The organism is Micrococcus sp. R8502A1 (assembly GCF_006704135.1).
GTDB classification, from domain to species: Bacteria; Actinomycetota; Actinomycetes; order Actinomycetales; family Micrococcaceae; genus Micrococcus; species Micrococcus luteus.
In genome coordinates, this window is sequence record NZ_VIGS01000001.1 from 125,891 (window position 1) to 137,025 (window position 11,135).

Here is an 11,135-nt window from a genome sequence, read left to right on the forward strand (position 1 = left end):
GCAGGTGACGTCGGGGTCGGGCGGGCCCGGGGAGTGCGGGCGGGGGGACTCGAACCCCCACGTCCAGGACACTGGAACCTAAATCCAGCGCGTCTACCAGTTCCGCCACGCCCGCGCACACCCCGCGCGGGCGGGGCGAGGCCCGATCCTACCGTGCGGTGCCCGGGCGCGGATCAGGCCTCGTCGAGGCCGAGGGTGCGGCGCAGTCGCGCCACGTGGCCGGTCGCCTTCACGTTGTACTGCGCGTGGGTGACCTTCCCGTCCGGGCCGACGACGATCGTGGAGCGGATCAGACCCTCGAAGGTCCGCCCGTAGTTCTTCTTCTCGCCCCAGGCGCCGTAGGCCTCGGCCACCGCGTGGTCCTCGTCCGAGAGCAGGGGGAACGTCAGGCCCTCCTGCTCGGCGAACCGGATGATCCTGCCGATCGGGTCGGGGGAGATCCCCAGGACGACGTAGCCGGCCGCGGTCAGGGAGGCGAGGCTGTCCCGGAAGTCGCAGGCCTGCGTGGTGCAGCCGGGCGTGGACGCGGCCGGGTAGAAGTAGACGATCGTGTGCTTGCCCGCGCTGTCGCGCAGCGAGACGGGCCGGCCCTCCTGGTCCTGGAGGGTGAACGCGGGCGCCGTGTCGCCGGGCTGGAGGCGGTGCTGGGTCGTGTCGGTCATGGGCCCCAGCCTACGGTGGGCCCGGTCGGGGAGCGGGGACGACGAAGGCCCCGTCTCCGTGGAGACGGGGCCTTCGCTCCGGTGGGTGCACCCCCCGGGACTCGAACCCGGAACCTGCTGATTAAGAGTCAGATGCTCTACCGGTTGAGCTAGAGGTGCAGGTGCCGCACCGCCTCTCGGATCTCTCCGGTGCGCCGTGCAACGAGGTGAAACCCTACCAGGGGTTTCAGACGCCGTGCAAATCGGGGGGCGTGACGTCCGTCGCGTCCGTCTCCGGGGTCGCGTAGAGGCGGTCCAGCTCGTCCATGAAGGCGGTCATGAAGGCGTGGAAGTCGGTGGCGTCCTCGGCCTGGTCGAGCTCCGCGGTGCCGTCCTCCGTGAGGTCACCCACCGGCACCCGCGTGTGCTCCGGGACGTCGAACCACGTCCGGAAGCCCGTGACGGTCTCCACCTGATAGCCGCTGCCCGTGTCCGCCACGGTGGCCACGTTGGCCAGCCCCACCTCGACGACGTCGGCGCGGTCCGCGGAGGCCTCGGTCACCGGGCCGTGCGGATCGTCCTCGGCCACGCCCGGCGCGCGGCGGTCGTGGTCGTCCGGGGTGGAGGTGGGGTCGAACGGGCACAGCAGCATCTCGAGCGGCTGGTGGCGGTAGCCGATCACGAGGGGGGAGGAGGAGCCCGAGGGCTGGCCGTAGACGACGTTGTAGTCGCCGTGGTTGAACACGCGCGCATCGAAGACGCGGCGCAGCCGTCTGTGCAGGGTGGGCGTGTCCATGGGCCCAACGTACGCGGACCCGTCCGCGCGTGTCATGCTGCGGCACCCGTCACACGGGGACGTCGCGTCGGCCCGGTGGCGCCGTGCTCACTAGACTCCGCGGCATGGACTCCGCCGCGTCGACTCCCAGCACCCCGTCCGCCGCCCCCGACATCAAGCCGCGCTCGCGCGACGTCACCGACGGGATGGAGCGCACCGCCGCCCGCGGCATGCTCCGCGCGGTCGGCATGGGGGACGAGGACTTCGGCAAGCCGCAGATCGGCATCGCCTCGTCCTGGAACGAGATCACCCCCTGCAACCTCTCCCTGGACCGCCTCGCCCAGGCCTCGAAGGACGGCGTCCACGCCGCCGGTGGATATCCGCTGGAGTTCGGCACGGTCTCCGTCTCGGACGGCATCTCCATGGGCCACGAGGGCATGCACTTCTCCCTCGTCTCCCGCGAGGTGATCGCCGACTCGGTGGAGACCGTGATGATGGCCGAGCGCCTGGACGGCTCCGTCCTGCTCGCCGGCTGCGACAAGTCGCTGCCGGGCATGCTCATGGCCGCCGCCCGCCTGGACCTGGCGTCCGTGTTCGTCTACGCAGGCTCGATCATGCCGGGCGTGGCCCGCCTGACCGACGGCACCGAGAGGCAGGTGACCATCATCGACGCCTTCGAGGCGGTCGGCGCCTGCGCCCGCGGTCTCATGTCCGAGGAGGACCTGCTCCGCATCGAGAAGTCCATCGCCCCGGGCGAGGGCGCCTGCGGCGGCATGTACACCGCCAACACCATGGCCTCCATCGGCGAGGCCCTCGGCATGTCCCTGCCCGGTTCCGCCGCCGCCCCCTCCGCGGACCGCCGCCGTGACGCCTTCGCGCGCCGCTCCGGCGAGGCCGTGGTGAACATGCTCCGCCAGGGCATCACGGCCCGGGACATCATGACCAAGCCCGCGTTCGAGAACGCGATCGCCGTGACCATGGCGTTCGGCGGCTCCACCAACGCCGTGCTGCACCTGCTCGCCATCGCCCGGGAGGCGGGCGTGGACCTGCAGCTGTCCGACTTCAACCGCATCGCCGACCGCACCCCTCACATCGCCGACCTCAAGCCGTTCGGCCAGTACGTCATGACGGACGTGGACCGCATCGGCGGCGTCCCGGTGGTCATGAAGGCCCTGCTGGACGAGGGCCTGCTGCACGGGGACACCCTCACCGTCACCGGCAAGACGCTCGCCGAGAACCTCGCCGCGCTCGATCCGGACCCGGTGGACGGCAAGGTCATCCGCACCATGGATGACGCGCTGCACCCCAACGGCGGCATCGCGATCCTCCACGGCTCGCTGGCCCCGGAGGGCGCCGTCGTGAAGTCCGCCGGCTTCGATGCGGACGTCTTCGAGGGCACTGCGCGCGTCTTCGACCGGGAGCGCGCCGCCATGGACGCCCTCGAGGACGGGACCATCGCCGCCGGCGACGTGGTGGTCATCCGCTATGAGGGACCGAAGGGCGGTCCGGGCATGCGCGAGATGCTCGCGATCACCGGCGCCATCAAGGGGGCGGGCCTGGGCAAGGACGTCCTGCTGATCACCGACGGGCGCTTCTCCGGCGGCACCACCGGCCTGTGCATCGGCCACATCGCCCCCGAGGCCGCCGAGGGAGGGCCGATCGGGCTGGTGCAGGACGGCGACCGCATCCGCGTGGACATCGCCGGACGCACCATGGACCTGCTCGTGGACGAGGCCGAGCTCGCCGCCCGCCGCGAGTCCTGGGAGCCGGTGGAGCCGAAGTTCACCACGGGCGTGCTGGGCAAGTACGCCAAGCTGGTGCACTCCGCCGCCGAGGGCGCCTACCTGGGCTGAGGCCCGGTCGGCCCGCACGCCGAGACGAGCAGAGGATGAGCATGCACGCGATCGACGCCCGGGCCGGGGGACCCGCGCCGCGTCCCGGGCGGGAGGCGCGCTGATGGAGGTCGTCATCCTGCCCGACGCCGCCGCCCTGGGCCGGCACGGCGCGGACGCGGTGGCCGCCCACGTGGCGGCCCGTCCCGAGGCCGTCCTGGGGCTGGCCACCGGCTCCTCGCCCCTGCCCGTCTACGACGAGCTCGCCCGCCGGGTCCGGGACGGGGAGCTGTCCCTGCGCTCCTGCCGCGCGTTCCTGCTGGACGAGTACGTCGGCCTGCCCGCGGGACACCCCGAGTCCTACCGCACCGTGATCGAGCGGGAGTTCGTCGTGCGCACGGACATCGCCCCGGAGGCCGTGCACGGTCCGGACGGCGGGGCGGCGGACGTCCCGGGCGCCTGCGCCGCCTACGAGGAGGCGCTGCGCGAGGCCGGCGGCGTGGACGTGCAGCTGCTCGGCGTGGGCACGGACGGGCACATCGCGTTCAACGAGCCCGGCTCCTCCCTCGCCTCCCGCACGCGCATCAAGGTGCTCGCCGAGCAGACCCGGCGGGACAACGCCCGCTTCTTCGACGGCGACCTCGACCAGGTCCCGACCCACTGCCTCACCCAGGGCGTGGGCACGATCCTCGACGCCCGACACCTGGTCCTGCTGGCCCGGGGCGAGGGCAAGGCCGAGGCGGTGCGGCAGCTCGTGGAGGGCCCCGTGAGCGCGCGCTGGCCGGTCACGGCCCTGCAGCTGCACCCGCATGTGACCGTCCTCGTGGACGAGGCCGCCGCCGGGCGACTCGAGCTCGCGGGGGAGTACCGCCACATGTGGGAGGCCAAGCCGTCCTGGCAGGGCCTCTGAGCGCCCCTCGTCCATCGACCCGCCCACCCCGGAAGGTGCATCCGTGCCCGCCTCGGTCCCTCACCGGCCGCGCGCCGAGCAGGCGCCGCAGGCCGCCGCGTCCCCGTCGGTGCTGCGCGCGGACCGCGTCCATGACGGCGAGCGCCTCGGCGGCCCCGGCTGGATCGCCCTGGCCGAGGGCCGGGTGGTGGCCGTCGGGACCGGGGACCCGCCGCGCACCCACGGCCCCATCCACGACCTCGGCGACGCCCTCCTCGCTCCCGGCTGCGTGGACGTGCACGGCCACGGCGGCGGCGGACACGCCGTCGAGTCCGGCGCGGCCGCGGCACGCGCGGCGGCCGCGGCCCACGCCCGCGCGGGCACGACCACGGTCGTGGCCTCCCTCGTCACGGACGAGGTCGACGCGCTCGCGGCGCAGCTGACGGCCCTGACGCCCCTGTGCGCAGAGGGGGTGCTGGCCGGCGTGCACCTCGAGGGTCCCTGGCTCTCGCCCCTGCACTGCGGCGCGCACCGGGCCGCGTCGCTGCGGGCGCCGGAGCCCGAGGACGTCGCTCGCCTCGTCGAGGTCGGCGCGGGCCACCTGGCGATGGTCACGCTGGCCCCCGAGCTGCCCGGGGCCCTCGACGCGGTGGGCCGGCTGGCGGAGGCGGGCGTCGTCGTCGCGATCGGCCACACGGACGCCTCCTACGAGACCACGCGCGCGGCGATCGACGCGGGGGCGCGGATGGCCACGCACCTGCACAACGCGTGCCGGCCCACCCACCATCGCGAGCCCGGGCCGGCCGTCGCCCTGCTGGAGGACCCGCGCGTGGGGATCGAGACCATCGTGGACGGCGTCCACCTGCATGCGGCCACGGTGCGGCGGGTCGCCCGGGAGGCCGGGGAGCGGTGGATCCTCGTCTCGGACTCCATGGCCGCCGCCGGCTGCAGCGACGGCGAGTTCCCCCTCGGGCCGCTGCGGGTCCGGGTCCACGACGGCGTCGCGCGGGTGGTCGGCGCGGACGGCGCAGCCGGGGCCATCGCCGGGTCCACGGCCACGGTCACCGGCTCGGTGCGCTCCGCCGTCGTCGCCGGGGTCGACCTCGACGCCGCGCTGCGGGCGGCGACGGCCGCGCCCGCGGACGCCCTGGGGCTCCCCGACGTCGGCCGGCTCCGAGTCGGGAGCCGAGCGGACGCCGTCGTCTTCGGCCCGGAGCTCGAGGTGCGCGGGGTGCTCCGTCACGGAACGTGGGTGAAGGCGGCCGCCCCCTCGGCGGCTGACTAGGGTGGGCGCAGGCCCGGGATCCGACCCCGACCGCCCGGTCGTCTCACGATGTGACGCTTTATCTCACATTGCGAGACAGGCGGGTGGTCGATGGCGGACGGGGCGCACGGCTGTCGATACTGAGACCACCCCCGAAGGACCCGGCGGCCGTGTCCCCACCTCAGACTCCGCCACGCCGGCCCGATCCGTCATCGACGCGGCCACGGTCCCCGACGCCCGACGGATCCGAACGACGACCGTCCGACGCCCCGCGCCGGACACGCAGCGACGAACGCAGTGAGGTGACCCCATGAGCACGACCCCCCGCGACGCCCGCGCGGCGGTCCCGCAGGTCCCGACGCCGGCCTCCCGCCCGACGGAGACCGCCCGGGCCCAGGAGCGCCGTCCGGCCCCCCGGCCCGAGATCGTCGAGCCGCGGGTGCCCGGCGAGGGCTCCCGCGTCGAGCCGACCCGGATGACCGGCTCCGAGGGCATCATCCGCTCCCTGGAGGAGCTGGGGGTCACGGACGTGTTCGGGCTGCCCGGCGGCGCCATCCTGCCGACCTACGACCCGCTCATGGACTCCGATCGGATCCGCCACATCCTGGTGCGCCACGAGCAGGGTGCCGGTCACGCGGCGCAGGGCTACCACCTGGCCACCGGCAAGGTCGGCGTGGCCATCGCCACCTCCGGTCCCGGCGCCACCAACCTGGTGACCGCCATCGCGGACGCCCACATGGACTCCCAGGCGGTCGTGTTCATCACCGGCCAGGTCTCCTCCGCCGCGATCGGCACGGACGCCTTCCAGGAGGCGGACATCGTGGGCATCACGATGCCCATCACCAAGCACTCCCGGCTCGTGACCCGGCCCGAGGACGTCCCCCAGGCCCTCGCCGAGGCGTTCCACATCGCCGCCACGGGCCGGCCCGGGCCCGTGCTCGTGGACGTCACCAAGGACGCCCAGCAGGGCGAGTTCGAGTTCGCGTGGCCGCCCCGGATCGACCTGCCCGGCTACCGCCCCGTCCTGCGCGGCCACCCCCGGCAGATCCGCGAGGCCGCCCGGCTGATCCGCGAGGCCCGGCGCCCCGTGCTGTACGTGGGTGGCGGCGTGGCCCGCGGCGAGGCCCACGAGGAGCTGCGCGCCCTCGCCGAGCTCACGGGCGCCCCGGTGGTCACCACCCTCACCGCCCGCGGCGTCTTCCCCGACTCGCACCCCCAGCACCTGGGCATGCCGGGCATGCACGGCGGCGTCCCCGCCGTGGCCGCGCTCCAGCAGGCCGACCTGCTGATCACGCTCGGCGCCCGCTTCGACGACCGCGTGACCGGTCACCTGCCCTCGTTCGCCCCCGGCGCCCGCGTGATCCACGCGGACATCGACCCGGCCGAGATCTCCAAGAACCGCACCGCGGACGTGCCGATCGTCGGCCACGTCAAGGAGATCATCCCGGACCTGGTGGCCGAGCTCGCGACGGACACCGAGGCGCTGCCCGACCTCGCCGACTGGTGGGCGGTGCTGCGGCGCCTGCAGGACACCTACCCGATGGGCTGGACCGAGACCGAGGACGGCCTCCTCGCGCCCCAGGAGGTGATCTCGCGCCTGTCGGCCCTGTCCGGCCCCGAGGCCACCTACGTGGCCGGCGTCGGCCAGCACCAGATGTGGGCCAGCCAGTTCGTCGCCTACGAGCGTCCGCGCCAGTGGCTCAACTCGGCCGGCCTCGGAACGATGGGCTTCGCCGTCCCCGCCGCGATGGGGGCGCAGGTGGGCGAACCCGACCGCGTGGTCTGGGCCATCGACGGCGACGGCTGCTTCCAGATGACCAACCAGGAGCTCGCCACGTGCGTGATCAACCGCATCCCCATCAAGATCGCGGTGATCAACAACTCCTCGCTGGGCATGGTGCGCCAGTGGCAGACCCTCTTCTACGACGGGCGCTACTCGAACACGGACCTGAACACGGGCCACGACACCGCCCGGGTGCCGGACTTCGTCAAGCTCGCCGACGCCTACGGCGCCGCGGGCCTGCGCTGCGACCGCCGGGAGGACCTGGACGACACCATCCGCCAGGCCCTCGCCATCGACGACCGCCCCGTGATCGTGGACTTCGTGGTCTCCCGTGACGCCATGGTCTGGCCGATGGTCCCCGCGGGGGTCAGCAACGACGCGATCCAGGTGGCCCGGGACATGACGCCCGACTGGGACCAGGAAGACTGAGGAGGGCAACCGATGGAACGCCACACCCTGTCCGTGCTCGTCGAGGACGTGCCCGGCACCCTGACCCGCGTGGCCGGCCTCTTCGCCCGGCGCGCGTTCAACATCCACTCGCTGGCCGTGGGCGTCACGGAGGTCGAGGGCCTGTCCCGGATCACCGTGGTCGTCGACGCCGACACGGACCTGCTCGAGCAGGTCACCAAGCAGCTGAACAAGCTGATCAACGTGATCAAGGTCGTCGAGCTCACGCCCGACTCCTCCGTTCAGCGCGACCACCTGCTCGTGAAGGTGCGCGCCGATGCGGCCACCCGCGGCCAGGTCGTCCAGGCGGCCGACCTGTTCCGCGCCCACGTCGTCGACGTGGCCCCGGAGTCCCTGACCCTCGAGGCCACCGGCACCCGTGACAAGCTCGAGGCCTTCCTCGAGATGATGGAGCCCTACGGCGTGCGCGAGCTCGTCCGCTCGGGCACCCTCGCCCTCGCCCGGGGGCCGCGGTCCATGACCGACCGCGCCCTGGCCCGCTGACCGTCCCGATCCACCCATCCCGTGAGGAGAACAGCATGACCGTGAAGAAGTTCTACGACGACGACGCCGACCTGTCGATCATCCAGGGCCGCACCGTGGCCGTCATCGGCTACGGCTCCCAGGGCCACGCCCACGCCCTGTCGCTGCGCGACTCCGGCGTGGACGTGCGCATCGGCCTCGCCGAGGGCTCCAAGTCCCGCGCCAAGGCCGAGGCCGAGGGCCTGCGCGTCGTCGACGTCGCCACCGCCGCCGCCGAGGCCGACCTGATCATGATCCTCACCCCGGACCAGGTCCAGGCCGACGTGTACGACCAGCACATCGCCGGCAACCTGCAGGAGGGTGACGCCCTCTTCTTCGCGCACGGCTTCAACGTGCGCTTCGGCTACATCCAGGCCCCCGAGGGCGTCGACGTCGCCCTGGTCGCCCCCAAGGGCCCGGGCCACGTGGTGCGCCGCGAGTTCGAGGCCGGCCGCGGCGTGCCCGCGCTGATCGCCGTCGAGAAGGACGCCTCCGGCCAGGCCCACGCCCTCGCCCTGTCCTACGCCAAGGCCGTGGGCGGCACCCGCGCCGGCGTCATCGAGACGACCTTCACCGAGGAGACCGAGACCGACCTGTTCGGCGAGCAGGCCGTGCTCTGCGGCGGCGCCTCCCAGCTCGTGCAGTACGGCTTCGAGACCCTCACCGAGGCCGGCTACCAGCCCGAGATCGCCTACTTCGAGGTGCTGCACGAGCTGAAGCTCATCGTCGACCTCATGGTCGAGGGCGGCATCGCCAAGCAGCGCTGGTCCATCTCCGACACCGCGGAGTACGGCGACTACGTCTCCGGCCCCCGCGTCATCACCCCCGACGTGAAGGAGAACATGAAGGCGGTCCTCGCCGACATCCAGTCCGGCGCCTTCGCGCAGCGCTTCATGGACGACCAGAAGGCCGGTGCGCCCGAGTTCAAGGAGCTCCGCGCCCAGGGCGAGGCCCACCCGATCGAGAAGACCGGCCGCGAGCTGCGCCAGATGTTCTCCTGGCTCAAGGACGCGGACGACGACTACACCGAGGGCACTGCGGCCCGCTGAGCCGCCCGAGCCCCCGACACCGGCCCCGGGCATCGCGCTCCGGGGCCGGCGTCGCATTCCGGCCACGGTCCGGTCACGCGTCTAGGCTCGAACCGGAGCGCGGGCCGGCCCGCCTCCCATCCCACCGCACCACACCTCCAGGAGCACCCGTGAGCGCAGCCCAGCCCGTCGTCCTGATCGCCGAGGAACTCTCGCCCGCCACCGTCGAGGCCCTCGGCCCCGACTTCGAGATCCGCCGCACGGACGGTGCCGACCGCGCCCGACTCCTCGAGGACCTGCGCGACGTCGACGCGGTGCTGATCCGCTCGGCCACCCAGATGGACGCCGAGGCGATCGCCGCCGCGCCGCAGCTGAAGGTCATCGCGCGCGCCGGCGTCGGGCTGGACAACGTGGACGTGCCCGCCGCCACCGAGGCCGGCGTCATGGTCGTCAACGCGCCGACGTCGAACATCATCTCCGCCGCCGAGCTCACCTGCGGCCACATCCTGGCCGCCGCCCGCAACATCGCGGCCGCCCACGGCTCGCTGAAGGCGGGGGAGTGGAAGCGTTCGAAGTACACGGGCGTCGAGCTCTACGGCAAGCGGCTGGGCGTGATCGGCCTGGGCCGCATCGGCGCGCTCGTGGCCGAGCGCATGAAGGCGTTCGGCATGGAGATCCTCGCCTACGACCCCTACGTGACCACCGCCCGCGCGCAGCAGCTCGGCGCGAGCCTCGTCGAGCTGGACGAGCTGCTCGAGCGCGCCGACGTGGTGACGATCCACATGCCCAAGACCCCCGAGACGGTCGGCATGATCGGCGATGAGCAGTTCGCCCGCATGAAGGACACCGCGATCATCGTGAACGTGGCCCGCGGCGGCCTCGTGGACGAGGACGCCCTCGCCCGCGCGCTCGAGGCCGGGACCATCGGGGGCGCCGGCATCGACGTCTTCAGCTCCGAGCCGGCCACGGACCTGGCGTTCTTCGCGCACGACTCCGCCGTCGTCACCCCCCACCTGGGCGCCTCGACCGCCGAGGCCCAGGAGAAGGCGGGCGTCGCCGTCGCCGGCTCCGTGCGCCTGGCCCTCTCCGGCGAGCTCGTGCCGGACGCCGTGAACGTGGCCGGCGGCGCGATCCACGAGGACGTGCGCCCCGGTCTGCCGCTGGCCGAGAAGCTGGGCCGCGTGCTCACCGCGCTGGTGGGCGAGCAGTCCATCACGGCCGTCGAGGTGGAGATCGCCGGTGAGATCGCCGAGCACGACGTCTCCGCGATGCGCCTGGCCGCCCTGAAGGGCGTGTTCACGGACATCGTCTCGGACCAGGTCTCCTACGTGAACGCCCCCGTGCTGGCCGAGCAGCGCGGCGTCGAGTGCCGCCTCACCACCACCGCGGTGTCCGAGTCCTACCGCAACACCGTCACGGTGCGCGCCGCGACCGCGCAGGGCACCCAGACCGCCGTCACCGGAACGCTCACCGGCCCGCGCCAGGTGCAGAAGCTCGTCGGTGTGGACCGGCACGAGCTCGAGGTGCCGCTGGCCGACCACCTGCTCGTGTTCGCCTACCAGGACCGCCCGGGCGTGATCGGCGTCCTGGGCCAGGCCCTCGGGGTGCAGGGCGTGAACATCGCCGGCATGGACGTCTCGCGCGACGACGAGGGCGCCGCCCTGGCCGTGCTGACCCTGGACGGGGCGCTGTCCGGAGACACCGCGGCCACGCTGGCCGCGGCCATCGGCGCCGCCCGTGCGGCCGAGGTGGACCTCTCCGCCTGACCCGTCGACGCCCGGGCGGGCATCGCGGGGCCGGCGCGCGTCGCCCTGTGTTGAGATGGTGTCCATGTCGCGTCCACAAAAAAAAAAAAACCATGAATCGAAATAAATATACATGTCTGGCTCGAACAATAATACACATATCTGAGACCACGATACAAAGCTAAAACTCGTATGCCATAGTCGTATGG

At 73.0% G+C, this 11,135-nt stretch carries 9 protein-coding genes and 2 tRNA genes; 7 read left to right on the plus strand and 4 right to left on the minus strand.

All coding sequences use genetic code 11. The features are described from left to right. Positions 1-34: 34 nt before the first annotated feature. The 4 genes from FLM69_RS00570 to FLM69_RS00585 form a co-directional block, all read right to left on the minus strand. Positions 35-115: transfer RNA gene (locus FLM69_RS00570), tRNA-Leu, on the minus strand. Positions 116-173: 58 nt separating this feature from the next. Then, positions 174-662: a thioredoxin-dependent thiol peroxidase gene (bcp, locus tag FLM69_RS00575; protein ID WP_036382122.1), complete on the minus strand. Its 489-nt coding sequence runs from the start codon at positions 660-662 to the stop codon at positions 174-176. 86 nt (positions 663-748) lie between these two features. Further along, positions 749-821, minus strand: a tRNA-Lys gene (locus FLM69_RS00580). A 67-nt stretch (positions 822-888) separates the two neighbouring features. Beyond that, the gene (locus FLM69_RS00585) at positions 889-1,437 is read right to left on the minus strand and encodes a hypothetical protein (protein WP_036312973.1); all 549 of its coding nucleotides are present in this window, start codon (positions 1,435-1,437) and stop codon (positions 889-891) included. 104 nt (positions 1,438-1,541) lie between these two features. On the opposite strand from FLM69_RS00585, the gene ilvD reads away from it, so the two are divergent. From ilvD to serA, 7 genes are all read left to right on the plus strand, one after another. Next, on the plus strand, positions 1,542-3,269 hold the full coding sequence (gene ilvD, locus FLM69_RS00590; protein ID WP_036382119.1) for a dihydroxy-acid dehydratase: 1,728 nt from the start codon (positions 1,542-1,544) through the stop codon (positions 3,267-3,269). A gap of 103 nt (positions 3,270-3,372) precedes the next feature. Further along, positions 3,373-4,158: a glucosamine-6-phosphate deaminase gene (nagB, locus tag FLM69_RS00595; RefSeq protein ID WP_036382115.1), complete on the plus strand. Its 786-nt coding sequence runs from the start codon at positions 3,373-3,375 to the stop codon at positions 4,156-4,158. A gap of 43 nt (positions 4,159-4,201) precedes the next feature. Continuing rightward, positions 4,202-5,422, plus strand: coding sequence for an N-acetylglucosamine-6-phosphate deacetylase (locus FLM69_RS00600; protein ID WP_082067586.1), 1,221 nt, complete (start codon positions 4,202-4,204; stop codon positions 5,420-5,422). A 289-nt stretch (positions 5,423-5,711) separates the two neighbouring features. After that, positions 5,712-7,613 (plus strand): acetolactate synthase large subunit, encoded by a 1,902-nt coding sequence (locus FLM69_RS00605; protein ID WP_044659181.1) that lies wholly within the window; start codon positions 5,712-5,714, stop codon positions 7,611-7,613. A gap of 12 nt (positions 7,614-7,625) precedes the next feature. Then, positions 7,626-8,135 (plus strand): acetolactate synthase small subunit, encoded by a 510-nt coding sequence (gene ilvN, locus FLM69_RS00610; protein ID WP_002854209.1) that lies wholly within the window; start codon positions 7,626-7,628, stop codon positions 8,133-8,135. A gap of 35 nt (positions 8,136-8,170) precedes the next feature. Further along, complete coding sequence (gene ilvC / locus FLM69_RS00615; RefSeq protein WP_141842646.1) at positions 8,171-9,202, plus strand: ketol-acid reductoisomerase; 1,032 nt, start codon at positions 8,171-8,173, stop codon at positions 9,200-9,202. 149 nt (positions 9,203-9,351) lie between these two features. Beyond that, positions 9,352-10,947 carry a phosphoglycerate dehydrogenase gene (gene serA / locus FLM69_RS00620; RefSeq protein ID WP_134416617.1) on the plus strand — a complete coding sequence of 532 codons (1,596 nt, stop codon included), beginning with the start codon at positions 9,352-9,354 and terminating at the stop codon, positions 10,945-10,947. Positions 10,948-11,135: the final 188 nt, after the last annotated feature.